The sequence below is a fragment of the Micromonospora sp. SD12 genome, from assembly GCF_052068495.1.
GTDB classification, from domain to species: domain Bacteria; phylum Actinomycetota; class Actinomycetes; order Mycobacteriales; family Micromonosporaceae; genus Micromonospora; species Micromonospora echinofusca.
Window position 1 is genome coordinate 347,803 of record NZ_JBQHDF010000005.1, and the last position, 21,928, is coordinate 369,730.

Sequence of the window (21,928 nt, forward strand, 5' to 3'; positions counted from 1 at the left end):
TGGCTGCCCGTGTCGGGTTGCGGGCCGGCGTGCCTGCCGGCCGCCGGCGAGGTACCGGCCGTGTCGCCGGCCCGACGGCTCGCCAGACTGCTCGCGGTGCTCGGCATGCTGGCGGCGGGAACGGGCCTGGCGGTGCTGCTGCCGGTGCTGCCGGCCGCCGCCCGGGCGGCGGGCGTGCGCGGCTGGGCCCGGTGGACGCTGCGGGCGTTCGGCGTACGCCTGGTGGCGCGCGGCCGGCCGCCCCGGCGGCGGGCGCTGCTGGTCGCCAACCACGCCTCCTGGCTGGACGTGCTGGCGTTGCTGGCCGTCGCGCCGGCCCGGATGGTGGCCAAGCGGGAGGTCCGGTCCTGGCCGCTGGTGGGGCTGCTCGCCGCGGCGGCCGGCACCGTCCTGGTGGACCGTTCCCGCCCTCGCGACCTGCCCGCGACGGTGGCCCGGGTCACCGCCGACCTGCGCGCTGGTCGCGCGGTCGCGGTCTTCCCGGAGGGTACGACGTGGTGCGGCACCGCCGACGCGGCCGGCTGCCGGCCCGGGCGGGGGTTCCGTCCGGCGCTGTTCCAGGCGGCCATCGACGCCGGGGCGCCGGTGGTGCCGCTGCGGATCGGCTACCGGTGCGCCGCGACCGGCGCGCCGACCACGGCCGCCGCCTTCGTCGGCGACGACGACCTGCTCCGCTCGGTACGCCGGGTGCTCGCCGCCCGGGACCTGGAGGTGCGGGTGACGGTCTCCGCCGCCCTGCACCCCGACCCGGGCGCGGACCGGCGGCTGCTCGCCCGGGCGGCCGAGTCGGTCGTGCACCTCGCGGCGGTCACCCCGCCCGCCACCCGCAGGCGGGGGCTCGGCCTGGCCGCCTGACCTGCGCCCGGGTGCCGGTGCCCGTCGGGTACGTCCTCCCCGGCGGCGGTGCCCGTCGGGTGTGCGGCCGGCGCTGTGTCATCGTGAGGGACGTGCCCAGGACCCATCCGTCGGCCGGCCCGACGCGCGAGGCGGCCCGGCGTCGGCTCCGCTCACTGGCCGGGTGGGAACTGCTGAACGTCCCCCTTCAGGCGTGGCTGTGGTTCCGGGTGGTGGACGTGCCGCTGACGGCGGCGAACCTCGCCGGCTTCGGGTCCGTCGCGGCCCTGCTCGTGGTGGGCGCGGCGTACTGGGCACTCAAGCTCCGGCAACTGCGCCTCGGGCGGTCGCGCCTGCCCGGCCTGCGCCACTTCGCCACCGCGCGGGCCGCCCTACCGGTCCTCCTGGCGGCCGTGCTCGCCGCCTGCGCCGTGGCCGCCGTGCGGACGCCCGGCGCGCAGTCGTACCCGGGGCTGGCCTTCGGCATCTTCGCGGCCCTCGAGTACGTCAACTACTTCCACGTCCAGCTCATGCACGACAACCGCGCCGACCTGCGGCGTCTGGCCACGGTGGGATTCCGGCGTGCGCATCTCGCCCGGGACCTGCGCGCCGCCCGCTGAGCCGGGGCGCCGCGTCCCGACCGGAGCGCCGGTTGTGGTGTCGCGATGTATCGCGTTAATGTCCTGCCATGGACGAGGAGGAGCTGCCGTGACCACCGTGTTCGGTCACGGGCGGCTCCGGCTCTACCTGCTCAAGCTCCTCGACGACGGCCCCAGGCACGGCTACGAGCTGATCCGCCTGCTGGAGGACCGCTTCCTCGGCCTCTACGCGCCCAGCGCCGGCACGATCTACCCCCGGTTGCAGCGGCTGGAGTCCGGCGGGCTGGTCACCCACACCGCCGTCGGAGGCCGCAAGGTCTACGAGATCACCGAGGCGGGCCGGGCCGAGCTGCGGCAGCGGGCCGGCGAGCTGACCGCCCTGGAGTCGGACATCGCCGCCTCGGTGGAGGAGCTGTCCGCGCTGGCCGGGGAGCTCCGCGGCGAGGTACGCGGCTCCGTGCGCGACCTGAAGCGGGAGCTGCGTGAGGCCCGGCGGCCCGGCCGTACGCGCTGGGGGTCCCCCGGCCCGGGACCGACGCCCGCCCCCTCGCCCGGCCCCGCACCGGTGCCCCCCGCCGGCCCGTCCTCGGCGTCCGAGCCCGCCCCGACGCCGCTGGACGAGTTCGACCAGCGGCTGGCCGCCTTCGCCGCCGAGGCGGCCGCCCTGGTGCGGGCCCGCCGGCCGAGCGACGTGCAGCTGCGTACGGCCGTCCGGTTGCTCGACGGCGCGCTGGACGGGCTGCGCCGGCTGCTGCGCTGAGCGACTACCGCCTCACAGGTTCTTTCCAGCGAGTGCCCAGCGCGGACGCAGCGAGAGCGCGGATGATGGGCGGCATGGCCGCTACCCAGACCGAGGCGCGACTGCTCGTCGTCGAGGACGACCCCAACATCCTCGAACTGCTCTCCGCGAGCCTGCGCTTCGCGGGCTTCGACGTGGCCACCGCGACGAGCGGCAGCGCCGCGCTCAACGCCGCCAAGGACCACCGGCCCGACCTGGTGGTGCTCGACGTGATGCTGCCCGACCTGGACGGCTTCGAGGTCATCCGCATGCTGCGCGAGGGCGGCACCCGTACGCCGGTGGTCTTCCTCACCGCCCGCGACGCCACCGACGACAAGATCCGCGGCCTCACCCTGGGCGGCGACGACTACGTGACCAAGCCGTTCAGCCTGGAGGAGCTGACCGCCCGGATCCGGGCGGTGCTGCGGCGCACCAGCAGCGGGGAGCAGGCACCCTCCCGGCTCACCTTCGCCGACCTGGAGTTGGACGAGGAGACCCACGAGGTGCACCGGGCCGGGCAGCGGGTGCAGCTCTCGCCGACCGAGTTCAAGCTGCTGCGCTACCTGATGCTGAACGCCAACCGGGTGCTGTCGAAGGCGCAGATCCTCGACCACGTGTGGAACTACGACTTCCGGGGCGACGACAACATCGTCGAGTCCTACATCTCGTACCTGCGCCGCAAGGTGGACAACACCCAGCCCCGGCTGATCCACACCCTGCGGGGCGTCGGCTACGTCCTGCGCAAGCCGGCGGCGTGAAACCGCTCGACCAGGGCAAGGCGCGGCTGCGCAGCGTCCCCCTGCGGGTCAAGCTGGTCGCCGCGGTGCTGGCCCTGGTCGCCGCCGCGTTGCTGGTGATCAGCTCGCTGACCGCCTTCTTCCTCCGCGACTACCTCGTCGGCCAGGTGGACGGCCAGATCAAGTCGGCCAGCCAGGGGCTCGGGCAGCTGCTCCCCGGGCTGCGCAGCGGTCGGCTCGAGGCGATGCTGCCCAGCAGCTACGTCGTGTCGCTCGCCGACGAGAACCGGGTGTACCGGACGGCCTACGACGACATCAGCCTCGACCCCGAGCAACTGCCCGACTTCCCCAGCGACCGGAGCGGATTCGCCGCGCTGGAGGGCGAACCCCGCACCGTCATGTCCCACGACGGCCGCACCCGGTGGCGGGTGGTCTACACGGGACAGCAGGACGGCTCGGTGCTGGCCGTGGGTCAGCCACTCACCCAGGTGGACCGCGCCGTGAAGCAGCTGGTCTGGATAGACCTGCTGGTCGGCGGGGCGGTGCTGATCCTACTCGCCTCCATCGGCGCGGCGATCGTCCGGACCAGTCTGAAGCCGCTGGTGGAGATAGAGCGTACGGCCGCCGCCATCGCCGGCGGCGATCTCACCCGGCGGGTGCCCGACCCCGAGGAGGGGCAACCCTTCCCCACCTCCGAGCTGGGCCGGCTGTCGCGGGCCCTCAACGCGATGCTCACGCAGATCGAGGTCGCCTTCACCGCGCGGGCCGCCTCGGAGACCGCCGCCCGGTCCGCCGAGGCGGTGGCCCGGGACGCGGCCGGCGCGGCGCTGGCCTCCGAGGCGCGGGCAAGGCGCTCCGAGGAACGGATGCGGCAGTTCGTGGCGGACGCCTCGCACGAGCTGCGGACCCCGCTGACCACCATCCGGGGCTTCGCCGAGCTCTACCGCCAGGGCGCGGCCAGCGCGCCGGAGCAGACCGCCGACCTGTTGCGGCGCATCGAGCAGGAGGCGGCCCGGATGGGGCTGCTGGTGGAGGACCTGCTGCTGTTGGCCCGGCTGGACCGGGAGCGACCGCTCGCCCTCGCCCCGGTGGAGCTGCCGGTGCTGGCCAGCGAGGCGGTCGAGGCCGCCCGGGTGATGGCGCCGGAGCGCCGGATCGAACTGAAGGTCGCGCCGGGCTCGGGCCCGCTGGTGGTCTACGGCGACGACGCCAGGCTGCGCCAGGTCATCGGCAACCTGATGACCAACGCCCTGACGCACACCCCGCCGGAGGCCGCGGTGACCCTGCGGCTGCGGGCCGAGCCGGGCAACCTGGCCGTGGTGGAGGTGGTCGACACCGGTCCCGGGCTCACCCCTGAGCAGGCGGAGCGGGTCTTCGAGCGTTTCTACCGGGTGGACGCGGCGCGTACCCGGCGGGCCGGCGGCAACACCGGCACCGGGCTGGGCCTGGCCATCGTCGCAGCGCTGGTGCGCGCCCACCACGGCACGGTCGAGGTGGCCGAGACCCCCGGTGGGGGATCGACCTTCCGGGTCCGACTCCCGCTGGTGCCGGACGCCGAGGGCGATGGCGAGTGACTTTCAGCCAACATTCAGGTCGGTTCCAGGCGGATCGCAGTGGTGCGCGTCAAGGTGGACGCATGACCGAGCACGAGTCCGACCCGCAGCGCCGGCCGGCCCACCCCGACGCCGAGCCGTCGCACCCCACCGCCGAGCTGCCGCGCGCCGAGCGCGCGCAGTCCGACTCCGCCCCGACCGTCGGCTTCGCCACCACGTCCGGTGACGCCCCCACAGTCGGCCTCACCACGCATCCCGCCGGCCCGACCGCCCCTGCCGCCGGTGGATCCGTCCCGGCCGGTGCCGACGCACCGCGTACCGCGGAGCCGGGCGCGACCGCCGGCGACGGCGCCCCGCCCGCCGCCGAGCCGGCCCGTGCCCCCGACGCCGCCGGCCCGCCCGTCCGGCCCGCCCCGCCGGGCCCCTACGCGCCGGCCCCGCAGTACCCGCTGCCCGGCCAGCACCAGCCGGGCCAGCCCGCCCACCCGTACGCCGCCGGCCAGCCCGGTCACCCGCACCTCGCGGGTCAGCCCGGCCATCCGCAGGCCGCCGGCCAGCCCGGCGCGCCCTGGTACGGCCAGCAGTCCGGCTGGAGCGGCGGGGGCCAGCCGGGACAGCCGTACGGCCACCAGCCGCACCCCTCCGGCCAGCCGGTGCCGCCCTGGGCGGCCCCGCAGACGGGCCCCCGGCCCGGCCGGATCGCCAAGTTCGCCGGCGCCGGGGTGGCGGTCTTCGCGCTGATGCTCGGCTCGGGCGTCGCCGGTGGGGCGCTCGCGCTGGCCGTCGACGGCGACTCGGGCATCACCCGCACGTACTCCGCCGCGCCGGTCATCAACAGCGCCGACCTGCCCCGCATCGCCGCCGCCGTGCAGCCCAGCGTCGTGTCGATCGCGACCGGCAACGGCGAGGGCTCCGGCGTGATCCTCACCGCCGACGGCTTCGTGCTCACCAACAACCACGTGATCGCCTCCGCCACGGACGGCAAGGTCGTGGTGACCTTCGCCGACGGCAAGACCGCCCAGGCCCAGATCCGGGGCACCGACCCGAAGACCGACCTGGCGGTGGTGAAGGCCGACGGCGTCAGCGGCCTGAAGGCCGCCACGTTCGGCGACAGCGACGCGATGCAGGTCGGCGACCAGGTGCTCGCCCTCGGCAGCCCGCTGGGCCTGCAGGGCTCGGTCACCGCCGGCATCCTCAGCGCCCGGGACCGCACCATCCAGGCGGGCAGCGGCGAGCAGCGGCAGGAGCCCAACCAGGGCGCCTCCTCGATCGCCGGCCTGCTCCAGACCGACGCGCCGATCAACCCGGGCAACTCCGGTGGCGCCCTGGTCAACACGCGGGGCGAGGTGATCGGCATCAACACCGCGATCGCCACCGCCGGGCAGGGCAGCAGCGGCAACATCGGCGTCGGCTTCGCGATCCCCAGCAACAAGGCCAAGGACGTGGCCGGCAAGCTCCAGCGCGGCGAGAAGGTCAGCCACCCGTCGCTCGGGGTCAGCGTGACCGCCGCCGAGGGCGGGGGCGCCCTGGTCGCGGCGGTCACCCCGGGCAGCGCCGCCGAGAAGGCCGGGTTGCAGCGCGGCGACGTGATCACCCGGTTCGGCGACAAGGCGGTCAACGACTCGGACGACCTGGTCGGCGCCGTGCAGGCCGGCAAGGTCGGTGACCGGGTCGAGGTGACCTACAAGCGCAACGGCACCGAGGCCAGGGCAACCGTGACGCTCGCCGAGACGTCGTAACCGGTAACCGAAGACATTCCTCCTCCCTCCGGCGGCGGGTGGCGGGGCCAAGGGGGTTGGCTCCGTCACCCGCCGCTCACTCTCGACGGCGGTTCACCCGGTGCGGGTGAACCGCCGTCACCCGTCGCGCCGGCACCGTCGCAGAGGCAGGACCCGGCGAGGCGTACGGAGGGGTGCGATGACCACGGCAGCGGCCGACCGGACGGACGAGCGGATCCAGCGGGACGTGCTCGACGAGCTGGCCTGGGACGCCCAGGTGCAGCCCAACGAGATCGGGGTGAGCGTCGACGACGGCGTGGTCACCCTGACCGGGCAGGTCGACGCGTACGCGCGCAAGTGGGCGGCGCAACGCTGCGCGCAGCGCGTACGGGGGGTGCGGGCGGTCGCCGACGACGTCGAGGTGCGCCTGCCCGGCGAGCCGGGGCGTACGGACGCCGAGATCGCGATCGCGGCGGGCCGGGCGCTGGAGTGGGACAGCTTCGTCCCGGCGGAGCGGCTGGACGTCACCGTCGCCAACGGCTGGGTGATGCTCCGCGGCGAGGTCGAGTTCGGCTGGCAGCGGCGTACCGCCGAGCGGGAGCTGCGCCGGCTGCGGGGCGTACGCGGGGTGACCAACCTGGTCGAGGTGCGGCCCGTCACCCGTCCCGACACCGGTCGGACCCGGCGCGACCTCCAGCGGGCGCTGGGGCGGGGCATCGGCACGGAGCGGGTGACCGTCGAACTGGACGGGGACACGGTCGTGCTCACCGGGGTCGTCCGCTCCTGGTGGGAGCGGGACGAGGCGGAGCGGGTGGCGTGGTCGGCCGAGGGGGTGCGGGCGGTGCGGGACCGTCTTCTCGTGGGCGGGTGACCCGCCCACGGCGTCCCGTTTAGTGGTGCCGCCCTCGGGAAACCGTCGCCGATTCCGTCCGCGCAGCGTCGCCGATTCCGCCCGCGCAGCCGGGAGACGGTCGCGGTGGGGCGGCCGGTGCTCCACAGCAGTGACCGACTGGGAGGTGTCCGTGGCCGTCGACCGTCCGTCGCCCGACCGATCGGCAGCGCGGCCGTTGCGGATCGCGATGGTGGTGCCGCCGTGGCTGTCGGTGCCGCCGCCCGGCTACGGCGGCCTGGAACAGGTGGTGACCGGCCTGGTGGAGACGCTGGTCGGCCGGGGTCACGCCGTCACCGTCTTCGGGGCCGGCCAGGAACACGGGACGGCGGCCGCGTTCGTCTCCACGGTGCCCGAACTCCAGTTCGACCGGCTCGGCGAGGCGCTGCCCGAGCTGGCCCACCTGGCCCGGGTCAACCACCGCGTGCACGCGGGGGACTTCGACGTCGTACACGACCACACGACGATCGGCCCGCTGATCGCCGGCCACCGGGCCGTGCCGACGGTGGCCACGGTGCACGGCAACCCGGTGGGCGAGTACGGCGACGTGCTCAGCGAGACCGACCGGGGGGTCGGGCTGGTGGCCATCTCGCACGCCCAGCGCCGCCTGAACCCGGCGCTGGGCTGGGTCGGTACGGTGCACAACGCGATGGACGTCCGGGGCGTGCCGCACAAGAGCGCCCCCGGGCGGGGGCCGGTGCTCTGGCTGGCCCGGTTCAGCCCCGACAAGGGCCCGGACCTCGCCATCCGGGCGTGCCGGGAGGCCGGCCTGCCGCTGGTGCTGGCGGGCAAGTGCAACGAGCCGGCCGAGCGTCGCTACTACGACCAGGTGGTCCGGCCCCTGCTCGGCGAGGACGTCCGGGTGGTGCTCGACGCCGACCGGGCCGAGGCCCTGCGCCTGCTGGTCGAGGCCCGCTGCCTGATCATGCCGATCCAGTGGGACGAACCGTTCGGCATGGTGATGGTGGAGGCGATGGCGACCGGCACGCCGGTGGTGGCGCTGGACCGGGGGGCGGTGCCGGAACTCGTCCGGCCCGGCCGGACGGGCCTGATCTGCGAGCGCGTGGACGAGCTGCCCGGCGCGTTGCGCGCGGCGACGGAGCTCGACCCGGCGGCCTGCGTCGCGCACGTGGCAGAGAGCTTCTCCACGGAGCGGATGGCCACCGGCTACGAGGAGGTGTACCACCGCTTCATCGCGCGTACGGCCCCCGACCGGGCGGCCCGGGAGCCGGTCCGGGCCCCGGCCCGCTGACGGCCGCCGTCAGACGCGGGCGGCCCCGAGCGCGGTGATGGCGCTGTCGAGGCGTCGGGCGTACGCGTCGGTGACGGCACCCTCGCCGTGGCGGACCGCGACCTTCTCGCGCAGCCGGGCGATCCGCTCGCCGAGGTCGCCCGAGCGGGCGCGGACCGCGTCGGTCAGGTTGCGCAGCTCGTTGCGGAAGTCGAGGCCGACGTCGGGCCGGATCCCGCCGTCGTCGAGCCCCGCGCCGATCAGCCCGTCGACCCGGTTGGCCGCCTCGATGAGGTCGTCGCGCCCGGGGGGCGTCGGGGTCGGCCGGGGTGCGACCGGCGCGGCGGACGTCGGCTGCGGGGAGGCCGCCGGGGGCGGTGCGGCGTCGGCCGTCGGCGTGGGGGAGGCCGGCGGATCGGACGGGCCCGTGGTGGGCAGCGACCGGGGCGGGGTCGTCTCCTCCTGGCGGATCGCGGGCACGGCCAGGGCCACCCCCACGAGCAGTACGACCGGCACGATCAGCACCGGCCGCGGCAGGCGGCGTCGCCGGCGCTCCCGGGCGAGGCGGGCGCTGCGCGACTCGGCCCCGCCGTCCGGCTCCGTCCCGCCCGGATCCGCCGCCCCGCGCTCTTCCGCCGTCCCGGCCGGTCCCGCCGGTGGCGGCAGCGTCGGGAGGGTGACCGTCGGCGCGAGCATCGTGGCGGCCTGCGGGTCGGCGGGGAGCAGCTGGTCGCGCAGGACGGTGGCGACCTGGCGGGCGGTGGGGCGATCCAGCGGGTCGCGCTCCAGGCAGCGCAGGCAGGTACGGGCCACCTCCGGCGGCAGGCCCGGCATGTCCGCGAGCGGGGGCGGGCCGTCACCGGCGAGCGCCTCGCTGAGCTGCTCCCAGGTGTCCGCCGGGTACGGCACCCGACCCGTCAGCGCCTCGTAGAGCAGCACGCCGAGGGAGTACACGTCGGTGGCCGGCTGCGCGGGTGCCCCGTCGAGTCGTTCCGGCGCCACGTACGCGGGCGTGCCGAAGGTGCCCCCGTCCTCGTCGTCGTCCGGCGCGCCGATGCGGGTGGCGATGCCGAAGTCGAGCACCTTGACCCCCGCCCGGGTCATCATCACGTTGGCCGGGGTGATGTCCCGGTGCACGATGCCGAGCCGGTGGGCGGCGGCGAGGGCGTCCGCCACCTGGGCGCCGACCTCTACCGCCTCGGCCCACGGCAGCGGCCCCTCGGTGAGCCGGACCTCCAGCTCCTCGCCGGCGAGCAGCTCCATCACCACGAACGAGGTGATCGACCCGTCGGGCGCGACCGTCTCGCCGTAGTCGTGCACCGAGGTGACGTGCGGGTGGACGAGCTGGGCGGCGGCGCGGGCCTCCTCGCGCACCATGTCGCGGAAGCGGGCGTCGGCGGCGAGCGACGGGGCGAGCACCTTCAGCGCCACGACCCGGTCGAGCACCTCGTCGTGCGCCCGCCAGATCACCGACATGCCGCCGGCACCGATCTGGTCGAGGAGCCGGTACCGGCGGGCCAGCAACCGGCCGGGGTGCAGTGCTGGCTTCACGGATAGCACCTGCCTCGCTGTGGGAGCGCTATCAGGTTGCGCGAATGTGTCGGGCCTGTCAACGGTCGGCTACTCGTGGGGGCGGCCCTTCCCGGGCGGCCCCCCGGACCCGACCGCCGGCGCCGCCCGGGCCATCCCGCCGGGCGGCACCGGACGGCCCCTTTTCCGCCCGTGCCAGGATGAAGCCATGTCGCGGGGACCGGTGGCGTTCGTGCTCGGGGGCGGGGGAGTCCTCGGCGCGGTCGAGGTGGGCATGCTGCGGGCGCTGTTCCGGGCCGGCATCCGGCCCGACGTGGTGCTCGGCACCTCGATCGGGGCGGTCAACGGCGCGCTGGTCGCCGCCGAACCGTCCGAGGTGGTCACCGACCGGCTGGTCCGGCTCTGGGCCTCGCCGGAGGCGAGCGAGGTGTACGGCGACTCGGTGGCCCGCCAACTGCGCCGGTTCGCCGCCCGTACCCACCTGCACTCGCCCCGCCCGCTGCGCAAGCTGCTGGAGGCCGAGCTGGGCGCGGAGACCACCTTCGCCGACCTCCAGGTGCCCTTCCGCTGCTGCGCGGCCAACATCGAGCGGGCCGCCGAGCACTGGTTCGACAGCGGGCCGCTGGTGCCGGCCGTGCTCGCCTCCGCCTCGGTGCCGGGGCTGCTGCCGCCCGCCCGCATCGACGACCAGCACTACATCGACGGCGGCATCGTGAACTCCATCCCGATCGGCGAGGCGGTCGCGGTGGGCGCCACGCGGATCTTCGTACTCCAGGTGGGCCGGATCGAACGGGAGCTGAGCCCGCCCCGGCGGCCCTGGGAGATCGCCCAGGTCGCGTTCGAGATCGCCCGGCGGCACCGGTTCGCCCGGGAGATGGCGGCCCTGCCCGACGGGGTGGAGGTGCACGTGCTGCCCACCGGGGGGTTGGAGCCGCGCGACGACACGCCGTGGGCCTACCGGGACATGGCGGCCGTGGGGCGGCGGATCAGCCGCGCCTACACGGCCTCCCGGCGCTACCTGGCGACGCAGTTGGAGCACTGATGCCCCTGCCGCCGCGGTGGGCACGCCGACTGTTCCTGGCCCCCGGCGTGGTGCTGCTCGCCTTCCTGGTGGTGACGACCCTGCCGGTCTGGGCGCTGCTCGCGGCGGCCGTCTCGCCGCTGGTCCCGGGCCGGCTCCGCCCGCTGCGCCTGCTCTGGCTCGGCTGCGTCTACCTGGTCTGGGACGCGGCGGCGCTGCTCGCGCTCTTCCTGCTCTGGGTGGCCTCCGGCTTCGGCTGGCAGGTCCGGTCGCCGGGCTTCCAGCGGGCCCACTACGTGCTCGCCGGCTGGTTCCTGCGGGTGCTCTTCTGGCAGGCCCGCTGGGCACTGCACCTGAACATCGACGTGGTGGGCACCGACCCCGACACGGCGCTGCCCGGCCGGCCCGAGCTGGTGCTCTGCCGGCACGCCGGCCCCGGCGACTCGTTCATCCTGATCCACGCCCTGGTCAACTGGTTCAACCGCGAGCCGCGGATCGTGCTGAAGGACAGCCTCCAGTGGGATCCGGCGGTCGACGTGCTGCTCAACCGGCTGCCCAACCGCTTCCTCGCGCCGGGTCCGGAGGGCCGGGGATCGGTGACCGAGCAGATCGGGCACCTGGCGCAGGGCCTGGACGACGACGACGCCTTCGTGATCTTCCCGGAGGGCGGCAACTTCACCCCCGGCCGCCGGCTGCGGGCCATCGACCGCCTGCGCGGCCTCGGCCTGGAGCGGATGGCGCGGCGCGCGGAACGGCTGCGCCACGTGCTCGCCCCACAGCCGGGCGGGCTGCTCGCGGCCCTGGAGGCGGCCCCCGACGCCGGGGTGATCTTCGTGGCGCACACCGGCCTGGACCGGATGCTCACCGTCGGCGACGTGTGGCGTGAACTGCCCATGGACAAGCGGATCACCATGCGCTTCTGGTCGGTGCCGCCGGAGGAGGTGCCGGTCGGTCGGCAGGAGCGGATCGACTGGCTCTTCGACTGGTGGGCCCGGATCGACGAGTGGATCGCGGCCAATCGGGACGGTGCCGCGTAGGGTGCGCTGGTGGACCAGATCTGCGTGGTGACGACGGTGGTGGACGCCCGCTCGGTCGCCGACGTGATGGCGGCGGCGGCGGTCGCGGGTCGGCTGGCGGCCTGCGCACAGGTGGGCGGCCAGGTGGACAGCACCTACTGGTGGCGTGAGGGGGTGGAGACCAGCACCGAGTGGTCGGTGCAGTTCAAGACCGCGCCCGACCGGGCCGCCGCGTTGGTGGAGCAGATCCGGGCCAGCCACCCGTACGAGGTGCCGGAGATCCTGGTCACCCGGGTGGACAGCGGCGACCCCGGCTACGCCACCTGGGTGCACGAGCACACCCGGCCCTGAGTATCCGCACTCTTCTCAGGTGATCTCCCGGCCACCATGATGACCGGGTGCAGAACACCGGCTATCCCTGCCCCGCCTGCGGCGCGTCGGCCGATCTCGGCTCGGGCTGCTCCGGTTGCGGCCGGCCGCCGTACCCGGCCGCCGCCGAGGTGGTCCGGCTCGACCGGGAGATCGTCGCGCTCGGCGGCGAGGTCGAGCGGGCCCGCGCGGCGTACCAGGGGCTCGTCGACCGGCTGGGCGCGACCCGGCAGCGCCGGGCGGCACTGGCCGCCGCGATCCGCGCGGAGTTCCCCGTGCCGCGCCCGGCGGCTCCCGCGCCGGTACGCCCCGCGCCCGCCGCAGCTCCCGCGCCGGTACGCCCCGCGCCGGGGGTGACCCCGCCGGGCACCACCCCGGTGCCGGCCTGGCCCGGCCGGGGGCCGGTCGCCCCGGTGCCCGTCGGCGTCGGCGGGGCGGAGACCTCCACCCGTACGGTGCAGAGCCTGCTCTTCGTCCTCGGTGGGCTGCTGCTGGGCACCGCCGCGGTGGTCTTCACGGCGGTCGCCTGGGCGGCGGTCGGGGTCGCCGGCCGGGCCCTGATCCTGTTCGCGTTCACCGCGCTCGCCCTGGCCGTGCCCCTGGTGGCGGTACGGCGCGGGCTGCGCGGCACCGCGGAGACCTTCGCGGCCGTCGGCCTGCTGCTGGTGCTCCTCGACGGGTACGCCGCCTGGTCGGTGGACCTGGTCGGCGTGGCGGACTGGCCCGGCACCCGGTACGCCGCGCTGGTCGGGGGGGCCAGCGCGGCGGTCGCGGCCGGGTACGCCCGGCTGAGCGGGCTGACCGTGCCGTGGTTCGCGGCCCTGCTGACCGCGCAGCCGGTGCTGCCCCTGCTCGCCGCCGACGCCCGGCCGGACGCCGCCGGCTGGTCGATGGTCTTCCTGGGGGTGGCGCTGCTCGACCTGGCGGTGCTGGTTGCGCTGCGCCGCCGGGGCGGCCCGGCGACCGCCGCCGTGCCGATCGGCCCGGCGGGCGGTGCCACGAGCGCGGGTGGCCCGGCGACCGGCGCCGCGACGGCGGCCGGTGCGGTGGGCGGCACTCCGGCTGCCGCCGGCGTGCCGGCCCGTCCGGCGGGCGAGCGGCCGGCGGTCCTCGCCGGGCGCGTCCTCGCCTGGGTGGGGCACGCCGGCGCGCTGCTCGTGGCCGCCTGCTGCGCGCTCGTGCCGTTGACCGTCGGCAGGGCCGCCGGCGTCCCGCTGCTGGCCGGGGCGCCCCTGCTGCTGGTGGCGCTGACGCTGCTCGGCACCGCGCTACTCACCGGCGGGGCGGTGTTCCGCTCCGTGGCCGCCGCGCTGCTGGTGCCGGTGCTGGCCGGCGCGGTGGTCCGCCCGCTCGCGGAGCTTGGCCTGTCGCCGCTGCTCACGGCGCTGGTCGTGGTGGCCCTGGCCGGCGCGGTGCGGCTGCTGCCCGCCGGGTGGCGGACCGGCCCCCGCGCCGGCGCGCTGCTGGTGGCCGGCGTGACGGCCCAGCTCGCCGTGCTGCTGGCCGTCGCGCTCGCCAGCGCCACCGCGGGCCGGTCGCTGCCGCCGTGGCAGGGGGCCGACGCCGGGCCCGACCTCGGCCGGGGATGGCAGCTTCCGGTGGTGATCGCGCTGGCCGTGGCCGCCCTGGCGCTGCTGCTGCCGAGGCCCGCCCGGCCGGCGCTGGCCGCGATCGGCGGGGCGGCCGTCGTGCTGGCGGTGCCCGCCGGCTGGCCGTCGCCCTGGCCCGCCGTGGTGGCCCTGGACCTGGTGGCGGCGGTGGGCCTGCTCGCCGTCGCGGTGGGCCGTCCGGGCGTCCGGTCCTGGACGGTCCTGGCGGCGGGGGGCGCCGGGACCGTCCTGCTCGGGCACGCACTGGTCGTGGGGTTCGCCGCGCCCGTGGGGGCGGGGGCGGCGCTCGCGGTGGTGCTGGTCGCGGGGACAGCCGTGGCGGCGGCCGGCCGGCGCGGCACGCCCGCGCAGCGCCGGATGGCCGGCACGGCGCTGGCCGTCGTGCCGCTCGCGGTGCCGGCCGGCGCGGTCGTCGCCCTGCTCGCCGCCGGTGCGCCGGCCTGGTGGCAGGCGCGGGCGGCGCTGGCCGCCGTCGCGCTGCTGCCCGCCGGGCTGTTCGCGGTCCGCCGGCACTGGCCCGACCTGGGGGCGTACGCCTGCGTCGGGGTCGCCGTGGCCCTCCCGGCGGTCGGGTTGGCGGCGGTGGTCGTACCGGCCGACGAACCGGTGACGCTCTACGCCGCCGTGGCGGTGCTGCTGGCGACGCTGGGCGGTGCGGCGCGCGCCGACGTCGCCCTGCGGGTGGCCGGCGTCGGGCTGCTCGTGGTCTCGGTCGTCACCGCGGTCCCCGTGACGTTGACGGCGCTCGTCGCCCCGTACGGCGACGTGCCGCCCTGGTCCGGTGCGCCCACGGTCCGGGCCGATACGGACGCGCTCCCGGTGGGTCTGGCGCTGACCGCCCTGGCGGTGGCCGGGGTGCTCGCCGGCCGGTTCGTCCGACCCGGTGCCGCCGCCCCGCTCGTCCGGCCCGGTGCCGCCCAGGAGGCGGTCCCGTCGGCGGGCGCCGCCTGGTGGCGGGCCGGGCTGGTCGCGGTGCCGTTCGCCGCGGCGGCGCTGCCCGTGCTGCAGATGGCCGCCGGCGTGCCCTGGCCGGTGCTGCCGGTCGTCACGCTGCTCGGCGGGGTAGCCCTGGTCCTGGCCGCCGCGCTGGCCGCGCCGCGCCCGCTGCTCGCCCCGGTCGGGGTGCCGGTGGGGCTGGTGCTGGCGGCGTCCGGGCTGCTCGGGCTGCTGGCCACCCGGGCGGGCACGATCGCCGGCCTCGGCGTGCTCGTGGTCGCGGCGACGGTGGTCGGCGTCGCCGCCCGCCGCGACGACGCCCGGCTGTCCGGGGCCCTGGTCGCGGTGGCCGCCGCGACGGGCCTGGCGGTCGTCGCGCCGCTGGCCGGCGGGCTGCCCGTACGGACGGCCGCCTTCAGCGTGCTCGCCGTCGCGGTGCTCACGCTGGCCGCCGCAGCTGCCGTACCGGCCCACCGGGGGCGTTCCGTGGCGGTGGCGCTGGACGCGGCGGCCCAGGCGGTGGCGCTGGACGCGGCGGCCCAGGCGGTGGCGCTGGTCGCGCTGCTGCTCGCGGTGGGCTCGCTGCGCCACGCCGCGGCGGTGTGCGTGCTGTGGGGCGCCGCCGTCGCGCTGCGGGTGCTGCGCCGGGGCGAGTCGTCGGGCCGACGGTGGGTCTTCGCGGGCATCGCCGGCGGCAGCGAGCTGCTCGGCGGCTGGCTGCTGCTGGCCGCCGGGGACGTGGCGCTGCTGGAGGCCTACACGGTGCCGGCGGCGGCGCTGGCCCTCGCGGCGGGCGTGGTGGCGCTGCGTACCCGGCCCGGGCTGACGAGTTGGCTGGCGCTGGGCCCGGGGCTGGCGGCCGCGCTGCTGCCGAGCCTGGTGTCGGTGCTGGTGGCCCCGGACCCCCAGCCGTGGCGGCGGCTGCTGCTGGGCGTCGCCGCGCTCGGCGCGGTGCTGGCCGGGGCGACCCGCCGCTGGCAGGCGCCGGTGCTGCTGGGCGGCGTGACCCTGGCGCTGCTCGCGCTGCACGAGCTGGTCCGTGGCTGGGACCTGCTGCCCCGGTGGATCTTCCTGGCCGTCGGCGGGCTCACGCTGATCGGGCTCGCCACCACCTACGAGCGGCGCCGCCGCGACCTGGCCCGGCTCCGGGCCGCCCTCGGCCGGATGGGCTGACCGGCACGCTCAGGGGTCGGGGGTAGGGCGAGCCCTACCTCCAACCCGGGGGTGGGCAGGGTTACTCAGCGCAACCGTTCGCCGGAGACTGGGGGTAGGGCGCGCCGACCGGCGCGAGCCGGGATCGAGGACGGGAGCCGCGATGGTGCTCGGAGCGGTGGCGGAACCGCCGGTACGGCGGGGCAGTGACTACGCGCAGTTGTCCCGGCGGATCAGCGGGGCAGGGCTGCTGGAGCGGCGTCCGGGGCGGTACGTGACCCGCATCGCCCTCACGCTGGGCGTCTTCGCGGCGGGCTGGGCGGCGGTCGGTCTGGTCGGCGACTCGTGGGCGCAGCTGCTGGTGGCCGTCTTCCTGGCCGTCGCCACCACCCAGGTCGCGTTCCTCGGCCACGACGCCGGCCACCGGCAGATGTTCCGGCGGCGGGGGCCGAGCGAGGCCATCGGCCTGCTCACCGGCAACCTGGCGGTCGGGCTCAGCTACGGCTGGTGGGTCGACAAGCACAATCGGCACCACGCCAACCCCAACCACGAGGACGAGGATCCCGACGTCGGGGCCGGCGCGCTGGTCTGGACGTACGAGCAGGCCGCCGCGACCCGCGGCTTCGGCCGCCGGCTGGCCCGCCGGCAGGCGTGGCTGTTCTTCCCGTTGCTGCTGCTGGAGGGGCTCGCCCTGCACGTGGCGAGCGTGCAGGCGATCGTGGGGCGCGACTCCGACGGCCGGTTCCGCACCCCGATGCGGCACCGCCGGGTGGAGGCGCTGCTGCTGGTCCTGCACGCCGTGGGCTACCTCGGTGCGCTGCTGCTGGTGATGTCGCCGCTGAAGGCGCTGCTCTTCGTCGCCGTCCACCAGGGGCTGTGGGGGCTCTACATGGGCTGCTCGTTCGCCCCGAACCACAAGGGCATGCCGATGCCCACCGCCGACGACGACCTCGACTTCCTGCGCAAGCAGGTGCTCACCGCCCGCAACGTGCGGGGCGGCCGGCTCGTGGACGTCGCACTGGGCGGGCTCAACTACCAGATCGAGCACCACCTGTTCCCCAACATGCCCCGGGCCAACCTGCGCCGGGCCCGGCCGATCGTCCGCGCCTACTGCGCCGAGCGGGGCATCCCGTACGCCGAGACGGGGCTCGTCGAGTCGTACCGTCAGGCGCTCGCGCACCTGAACGAGGTGGGCCGGCCGCTGCGCGGCTGACGAGGTGCGGTTGACGACGCGCGGTTGACGACGCGCGAACGGGGGCGGCGCCGACCGGCGCCGCCCCCGTTCGGTTGCGGTCGGCTCAGGAGCCCATGGACTCGATCAGCTCCTGCGGCGCCTCCTGCGTGTCGCTCGCGGCGGGCTTCTTCACCGAGACCGGGGCGCCGAAGTCCGAGTACGTGGTGATCATGGTGCCCAGCGACTCGTGCAGCACCTGGGTGTCGATGGCGAACTCGACGAGCCGGCCCTGGTCGTCGACCCTGGCGGTGAACGGTACGGCCTTGGCCTTGTCACCGAGGGCCTGGATGGCCTTGTCGTCGGGCTTGGTGCGGGTGTAGTCGAGGATGCCGGAGTAGCTGCCCGGGGCGGTCTTCTCGACGTCCACCACGCTCTGGACCATCTGCTTCGCGCCGCCCGGGTCGCCGTCGGGCATCAGGTTGAGCTGGCCGCTCTTGCCGAGTTTGGTGGCGTCCATGTGCATCCACTTCTTCGGCATCCCCTGCATGCCGGTGACCTTCAGGTAGACGTCGTTGCCGAGCATCAGGATCCGGAAGGTGCCCTCCGCGCCCATCTTCAGCGTCATGTCGCCGGTCTTGGTGGCCGGGTCCATCACGCCGCTGCCGTTGATGACCGGCGAGGTGAGCTTCATCTTGACGCTCTGCTGGTTGAGCTTCTGCGCGGCGGCGCCCAGTTCGGCGCGGGCGTCGGCGGGGGCGCTGCTGGCCGGCGCCGCGCCGGTGGTGGCGCCGCCGTCGCCGGCCGGAGCGTCCGCGTCCGTCCCCGTGCCGCACCCGGTCAGACCGAGGGCGAGCGCGGCGACGAGCGCGACCCCCGTGGTCGCCAGCCGTCGAGTGTTCATCGTGGAATCTCCTCACGCAGGGTGGGCCGGGGCCACGCCGTCGCGACCCCGACCGGGCCGCCGGTCAGCCTAACCCCGCGGTCGCACAGCCGCCCATCTATGCCACGGCGGCCACCGGAGCGCCGCGCTGCCGGGTCGGCCACACCTCGCGCCGCTGGTCGGCGTCGTCGCGGCCGGCCCCGGTAGGGTCTCCCCATGGCAGACGTGCTCACCGCCGAGGCGGTGCGAGACGAGCTGGGTGGCCTGGCGGGCTGGTCGGGAGACCCCGGGGGGATCACCCGCACCGTGGAGCTGGCCGACTTCCCGGAGGCCATCGCGGTGGTCGACCGGGTCGCCGTGGCGGCGGAGGAGATGGACCACCACCCCGACATCGACATCCGCTGGCGCACCCTGACCTTCCGCTGCGTCACGCACTCGGTGGGCGGGGTCACCCGGCGTGACCTGGAACTGGCTCGGCGGATCGACGACATCGTGGGGAGCGCCGGATGAGATTCGAGATCAGCAAGGTGCTGGACGCCATCGAGGGCCGGGTCAGCACCGACCCGTCGCTGGCGCGGGCGGTCGTCGACCTGGCGGAGGTGATCCGCTACCAGGACCTCGACGGCGGCCGGCCGGCCAGCCTGCTCCGCCTCGGCATGGTGATCGACGCCCTCGCCCGTGAGATGGAGGAGGACAACGTCCCGGTCTACGCGGTGGTCCACCGGGCCCTGCTCTCGGACGCCGACCTCACCTCCAACGAGCGCATGGTGGTCCGCCGGTGGGCCGACGACGGGCTGGTCGAGGTGCTCGACAACCCGGGCGACCGGATGCTGGAGGTGGCGGACCTGCTCGGGCTGCCGGTGCTGACCCGGGCACGGGCCGACGGCCTGCGCGGGCGCTACCCGTGGCTCGTCGAGCAGGCCGGCCGGGTGCTCGCCCCGGTGCCCGGCGCCGGCGGGCCGGCCTTCGTCGCCCACGTCGGCGGCGGGCACACGCCGGTCGCCGGTGACCGGTCGCCGGCCGGCGCGAAGCTGCTCTCCCGGCAGTGGCGCTGCGCCGAGCCCGGCTGCGCGCTCTTCGGCGGTGGCGGGGGCGGCGGGGCCTTCGCCGACCTGGCGCGGGTGGTGGAGCGCAGCCCCGCCGGGCAGCCGCCGCCCACGCTGCGCGGTGGCGTGCCCACCTGCCCCCGGCACGGCACCCGGCTCGGCGACGCCGGTCCGCGACCGCGCAGCGCCGTACTCGCCGTGCGGGTGGGTGGGCTGATCCGCCGCCGCTTCGTGCTCACCGAGGACCAGCCGGCCGTCGTGGGCCGGGCGCCCGACCAGGCCGGCGGGATCGTTCTCGGGCAGTGGCTCAACGACGAGGCGCGGCGCTGGATCAGCCGCAGCCACGTCCGGTTCGAACTGCGGGTCGGCGAGGTGATCGTGACCGACGTCAGCACAAACGGTTCGGGCATCCGTCCGGGCGGGTCGATGGCGGAGGCCGACCGCGTCCCGTTGGCGCCGCAGCAGTCCCGGGTGCTGGCCGAGGGCGACATGGTGGAGCTCTACCCCGGGGTGCAGATCGGCCGGCCCGACGAGCTTCCCACCGGCGCCCCCTACACGCCGACGTCGGTCATGGCCGAGGCACCCACGATGGCGATGCGCCTGCCCCGCTGATCCGCGGGGGAGACGACGGCGGGCGCCGGGACCGTGGTCCCGACGCCCGCCCTTGTCGTACGGGGCTCAGCCGGCCAGCACGGCGGCGAGCTGGGCGACCGCGTGGTCGATCTCCTCCTCGGTGATCACCAGCGGCGGGGCGAGCCGGATGGTGGAGCCGTGGGTGTCCTTGGCGAGCACCCCGCGCTCGGCGAGCCGCTCGCACGCCTCCCGGCCGCTCATCAGCGCCGGGTCGATGTCGAGGCCGGCCCACAGGCCCCGGCCCCGCACCGCGAGCAGGCCCCGGCCGACCAGCGACCGCAGACCGGCGTGCAGCCGGGCGCCCAGCTCGGTCGAGCGGCGCTGGAACTCGCCGGTCGCCAGCAGCCGGACGACCTCGGTCGCGACGGCGCAGGCCAGCGGGTTGCCGCCGAACGTGGAGCCGTGCTGGCCCGGCCGGAGTACGCCGAGCACGTCGGTGTTCGCGGCCACCGCGGAGACCGGCACGATGCCGCCGCCGAGCGCCTTGCCCAGCAGGTACATGTCGGGCGTGACGCCCTCGTGGTCGCAGGCGAAGGTGTCCCCGGTCCGGCCGAGGCCGGACTGGATCTCGTCGGCGATGAAGAGCACGTTCCGCTCGGTGCAGACCCGGCGTACGCCCGGCAGGTAGCCCTCCGGCGGCACCACGACGCCCTGCTCGCCCTGGATGGGCTCGAGCAGCACGGCGACGGTGTTCTCGTCGATGGCGGCGCTCAGCGCGGCCAGGTCGCCGTAGGGGACGACCGTGAAGCCCGGGGTGTACGGCCCGAAGTCGGCCCGGGCGTCCTCGTCCGTGGAGAAGCTGACGATGGTGGTCGTCCGGCCGTGGAAGTTCCCCTCGGCCACCACGATGTTGGCCATTCCCGGGGCGACGCCCTTGACCTGGTAGCCCCACTTGCGGGCGACCTTGATGCCGGTCTCCACGGCCTCGGCGCCGGTGTTCATCGGCAGCACCAGGTCCTTGCCGCACAGCTCGGCCAGCTCCCGACAGAAGTCGGCGAACTGGTCGTGGACGAACGCCCGGCTGGTGAGGGTCAGCCGGTCGAGCTGGGCGTGCGCGGCGGCGATCAGCGTCGGGTGCCGGTGACCGAAGTTCAGCGCCGAGTAGCCGGCCAGGCAGTCGAGGTAGCGGCGGCCGTCCACGTCGGTCAGCCAGGAGCCCTCGGCGGAGGAGATGACCACCGGCAGCGGGTGGTAGTTGTGCGCGGTCCACCGCTCCGCGTCGCGGATCGCCTCCGGCGTCCGCAGCATGTCGTCGATCACTGGCTCGCCTTTCCCTGACGGAGTCGCAACGTGCAGCACTTCGGTCCGCCGCCGGCCTTGCGCAGCTCGGAGAGGTCGACACCGATCGTCTCGTAGCCCCGGTCGCGCAGCTTCGCGGCCAGGCCGGTGGCCTGCGCCGGCAGCACCACGTGCCGACCGTCGCTGACCGCGTTCAACCCGAAGACCTCGGCGTCGGCCAGGGTGGCGTGCACCGCGTCGGGGAAGAGCCGGCGCAGCACCGCCTGGCTGCCGGGCGAGAACGCCTCCGGCAGGTACGCCACCGTCCGCTCGTCGAGCACGGTGAGCGCGGTGTCCAGGTGGTAGAAGCGGGGGTCGACCAGCTGCATGGTCACCACCGGGTAGCCGAAGACCTCCTGGAGCTGCGCGTGCGAGGCGTGCGCGGTGCGGAAGCCGGTGCCGGCCAGCAGGACGTCGCCGGCCAGCAGGATGTCGCCCTCGCCCTCGTTGACGTGCTTCGGGTCGTACATCTCGAAGCCGGCGGCCTCGAACCAGGCGCGGTAGGCGGGGGCTTCGTCGGCGCGCTGCGGGTCGCGGAACTGCACGGCCATCGCCTTGCCGTCGATCACGGTGCCGCCGTTGGCGGCGAAGACCATGTCGGGCAGGCCGGGCACCGGAGCGATCTCCTCGACGGTGTGGCCCAGGTCCCGGTACGTCTGCCGCAGCTGCTCCCACTGCCGCACGGCGAGGTCGGCGTCGACCGGCGCGGTCGGGTCCATCCACGGGTTGATGGCGTAGTCGACGGCGAAGTACGTCGGCCGGCACATCAGGAAGCGCTGGCTGGTGGCGTCCATCGTCATTGTCCTGCTCCCAGTGTCGGGCGCGCCCGGCCACCTTCGGCCCACGGGCTGGCGCCGTTGCTCAACGCTATGCGGCCGGGGGTGGCGGAATCCACCGGAGATACTTGCGTCGAACGGTTGATCGTTGCGTATTGGAGCCGGGTA

General features: G+C 75.8%; 18 protein-coding genes and 2 pseudogenes. 16 read left to right on the forward strand and 4 right to left on the reverse strand.

Annotation, left to right across the window (positions count from 1 at the left end):
- Nucleotides 1-60 precede the first annotated feature (60 nt).
- The 9 genes and pseudogenes from ACTMS2_RS13905 (at nt 61) to ACTMS2_RS13945 (ending at nt 8,360) form a co-directional block, all read left to right on the forward strand.
- Nucleotides 61-855: a lysophospholipid acyltransferase family protein gene (locus ACTMS2_RS13905; protein WP_441175701.1), complete on the forward strand. Its 795-nt coding sequence runs from the start codon at nt 61-63 to the stop codon at nt 853-855.
- 92 nt (nt 856-947) lie between these two features.
- The gene (locus ACTMS2_RS13910; protein ID WP_441175702.1) at nt 948-1,454 is read left to right on the forward strand and encodes a hypothetical protein; all 507 of its coding nucleotides are present in this window, start codon (nt 948-950) and stop codon (nt 1,452-1,454) included.
- An 88-nt stretch (nt 1,455-1,542) separates the two neighbouring features.
- A complete protein-coding gene (locus ACTMS2_RS13915; RefSeq protein WP_441175703.1) occupies nt 1,543-2,193 on the forward strand; it encodes a PadR family transcriptional regulator in 651 nt (216 codons plus the stop codon).
- A 74-nt stretch (nt 2,194-2,267) separates the two neighbouring features.
- Entirely contained in the window at nt 2,268-2,969 is a 702-nt protein-coding gene (locus ACTMS2_RS13920; RefSeq protein WP_089003225.1) for a response regulator transcription factor, read from the forward strand.
- Nucleotides 2,966-3,128, forward strand: a pseudogene (locus tag ACTMS2_RS13925) (two-component sensor histidine kinase); the annotation flags it as partial. The gene ACTMS2_RS13920 and the pseudogene ACTMS2_RS13925, both read left to right, overlap by 4 nt.
- A 173-nt stretch (nt 3,129-3,301) precedes the next feature.
- Nucleotides 3,302-4,522, forward strand: a pseudogene (locus ACTMS2_RS13930) (sensor histidine kinase); the annotation flags it as partial.
- Between the two features lie 62 nt (nt 4,523-4,584).
- Complete coding sequence (locus ACTMS2_RS13935; protein ID WP_441175704.1) at nt 4,585-6,240, forward strand: trypsin-like peptidase domain-containing protein; 1,656 nt, start codon at nt 4,585-4,587, stop codon at nt 6,238-6,240.
- Between the two features lie 178 nt (nt 6,241-6,418).
- Nucleotides 6,419-7,090, forward strand: a complete 672-nt coding sequence (locus tag ACTMS2_RS13940) for a BON domain-containing protein (protein ID WP_441175705.1) — start codon at nt 6,419-6,421, stop codon at nt 7,088-7,090.
- 208 nt (nt 7,091-7,298) lie between these two features.
- The gene (locus ACTMS2_RS13945) at nt 7,299-8,360 is read left to right on the forward strand and encodes a glycosyltransferase family 4 protein (protein ID WP_441175789.1); all 1,062 of its coding nucleotides are present in this window, start codon (nt 7,299-7,301) and stop codon (nt 8,358-8,360) included.
- A 9-nt stretch (nt 8,361-8,369) separates the two neighbouring features.
- On the opposite strand, the gene ACTMS2_RS13950 is transcribed toward ACTMS2_RS13945, so the two are convergent.
- Nucleotides 8,370-9,890, reverse strand: coding sequence for a serine/threonine-protein kinase (locus ACTMS2_RS13950; protein WP_441175706.1), 1,521 nt, complete (start codon nt 9,888-9,890; stop codon nt 8,370-8,372).
- A 187-nt stretch (nt 9,891-10,077) separates the two neighbouring features.
- On the opposite strand from ACTMS2_RS13950, the gene ACTMS2_RS13955 reads away from it, so the two are divergent.
- The 5 genes from ACTMS2_RS13955 (at nt 10,078) to ACTMS2_RS13975 (ending at nt 17,186) form a co-directional block, all read left to right on the forward strand.
- The gene (locus ACTMS2_RS13955; protein ID WP_441175707.1) at nt 10,078-10,911 is read left to right on the forward strand and encodes a patatin-like phospholipase family protein; all 834 of its coding nucleotides are present in this window, start codon (nt 10,078-10,080) and stop codon (nt 10,909-10,911) included.
- The gene (locus tag ACTMS2_RS13960; RefSeq protein WP_441175708.1) at nt 10,911-11,927 is read left to right on the forward strand and encodes a 1-acyl-sn-glycerol-3-phosphate acyltransferase; all 1,017 of its coding nucleotides are present in this window, start codon (nt 10,911-10,913) and stop codon (nt 11,925-11,927) included. Before ACTMS2_RS13955 ends, ACTMS2_RS13960 begins: the two co-directional genes overlap by 1 nt.
- Before the next feature lie 9 nt (nt 11,928-11,936).
- Nucleotides 11,937-12,257, forward strand: a complete 321-nt coding sequence (cutA, locus tag ACTMS2_RS13965; RefSeq protein WP_088998604.1) for a divalent-cation tolerance protein CutA — start codon at nt 11,937-11,939, stop codon at nt 12,255-12,257.
- 47 nt (nt 12,258-12,304) lie between these two features.
- Complete coding sequence (locus tag ACTMS2_RS13970) at nt 12,305-15,994, forward strand: SCO7613 C-terminal domain-containing membrane protein (RefSeq protein ID WP_441175709.1); 3,690 nt, start codon at nt 12,305-12,307, stop codon at nt 15,992-15,994.
- Nucleotides 15,995-16,136: 142 nt separating this feature from the next.
- Nucleotides 16,137-17,186: a fatty acid desaturase family protein gene (locus tag ACTMS2_RS13975; RefSeq protein ID WP_441175710.1), complete on the forward strand. Its 1,050-nt coding sequence runs from the start codon at nt 16,137-16,139 to the stop codon at nt 17,184-17,186.
- 85 nt (nt 17,187-17,271) lie between these two features.
- On the opposite strand, the gene ACTMS2_RS13980 is transcribed toward ACTMS2_RS13975, so the two are convergent.
- The gene (locus tag ACTMS2_RS13980; RefSeq protein WP_441175711.1) at nt 17,272-18,048 is read right to left on the reverse strand and encodes a hypothetical protein; all 777 of its coding nucleotides are present in this window, start codon (nt 18,046-18,048) and stop codon (nt 17,272-17,274) included.
- A gap of 195 nt (nt 18,049-18,243) precedes the next feature.
- On the opposite strand from ACTMS2_RS13980, the gene ACTMS2_RS13985 reads away from it, so the two are divergent.
- A complete protein-coding gene (locus ACTMS2_RS13985) occupies nt 18,244-18,537 on the forward strand; it encodes a 4a-hydroxytetrahydrobiopterin dehydratase (protein WP_441175712.1) in 294 nt (97 codons plus the stop codon).
- Nucleotides 18,534-19,685 (forward strand): FHA domain-containing protein, encoded by a 1,152-nt coding sequence (locus ACTMS2_RS13990; RefSeq protein WP_441175713.1) that lies wholly within the window; start codon nt 18,534-18,536, stop codon nt 19,683-19,685. The genes ACTMS2_RS13985 and ACTMS2_RS13990 overlap by 4 nt, the downstream gene beginning before the upstream one ends.
- Before the next feature lie 66 nt (nt 19,686-19,751).
- Here the strand turns inward: ACTMS2_RS13990 and rocD are convergent, their stop codons facing one another.
- Both rocD and ddaH read right to left on the reverse strand, forming a co-directional pair.
- Complete coding sequence (gene rocD, locus ACTMS2_RS13995; RefSeq protein ID WP_441175717.1) at nt 19,752-20,966, reverse strand: ornithine--oxo-acid transaminase; 1,215 nt, start codon at nt 20,964-20,966, stop codon at nt 19,752-19,754.
- On the reverse strand, nt 20,963-21,778 hold the full coding sequence (ddaH, locus tag ACTMS2_RS14000; protein WP_172896637.1) for a dimethylargininase: 816 nt from the start codon (nt 21,776-21,778) through the stop codon (nt 20,963-20,965). Before ddaH ends, rocD begins: the two co-directional genes overlap by 4 nt.
- Between the last annotated feature and the right edge of the window lie 150 nt (nt 21,779-21,928).

Excerpts from the sequence above, each read along its gene's own strand:
- ACTMS2_RS13920 (WP_089003225.1), top strand. The coding sequence starts at position 2,268 with ATGGCCGCTACCCAGACCGAGGCGCGACTGCTCGTCGTCGAGGACGAC.
- ACTMS2_RS13935 (WP_441175704.1), top strand. The coding sequence starts at position 4,585 with ATGACCGAGCACGAGTCCGACCCGCAGCGCCGGCCGGCCCACCCCGAC.
- ACTMS2_RS13940 (WP_441175705.1), top strand. The coding sequence starts at position 6,419 with ATGACCACGGCAGCGGCCGACCGGACGGACGAGCGGATCCAGCGGGAC.
- ACTMS2_RS13945 (WP_441175789.1), top strand. The coding sequence starts at position 7,299 with ATGGTGGTGCCGCCGTGGCTGTCGGTGCCGCCGCCCGGCTACGGCGGC.
- ACTMS2_RS13955 (WP_441175707.1), top strand. The coding sequence starts at position 10,078 with ATGTCGCGGGGACCGGTGGCGTTCGTGCTCGGGGGCGGGGGAGTCCTC.
- ACTMS2_RS13960 (WP_441175708.1), top strand. The coding sequence starts at position 10,911 with ATGCCCCTGCCGCCGCGGTGGGCACGCCGACTGTTCCTGGCCCCCGGC.
- ACTMS2_RS13975 (WP_441175710.1), top strand. The coding sequence starts at position 16,137 with ATGGTGCTCGGAGCGGTGGCGGAACCGCCGGTACGGCGGGGCAGTGAC.
- ACTMS2_RS13980 (WP_441175711.1), bottom strand. The coding sequence starts at position 18,048 with ATGAACACTCGACGGCTGGCGACCACGGGGGTCGCGCTCGTCGCCGCG.
- ACTMS2_RS13985 (WP_441175712.1), top strand. The coding sequence starts at position 18,244 with ATGGCAGACGTGCTCACCGCCGAGGCGGTGCGAGACGAGCTGGGTGGC.
- ACTMS2_RS13990 (WP_441175713.1), top strand. The coding sequence starts at position 18,534 with ATGAGATTCGAGATCAGCAAGGTGCTGGACGCCATCGAGGGCCGGGTC.
- ddaH (WP_172896637.1), bottom strand. The coding sequence starts at position 21,778 with ATGGACGCCACCAGCCAGCGCTTCCTGATGTGCCGGCCGACGTACTTC.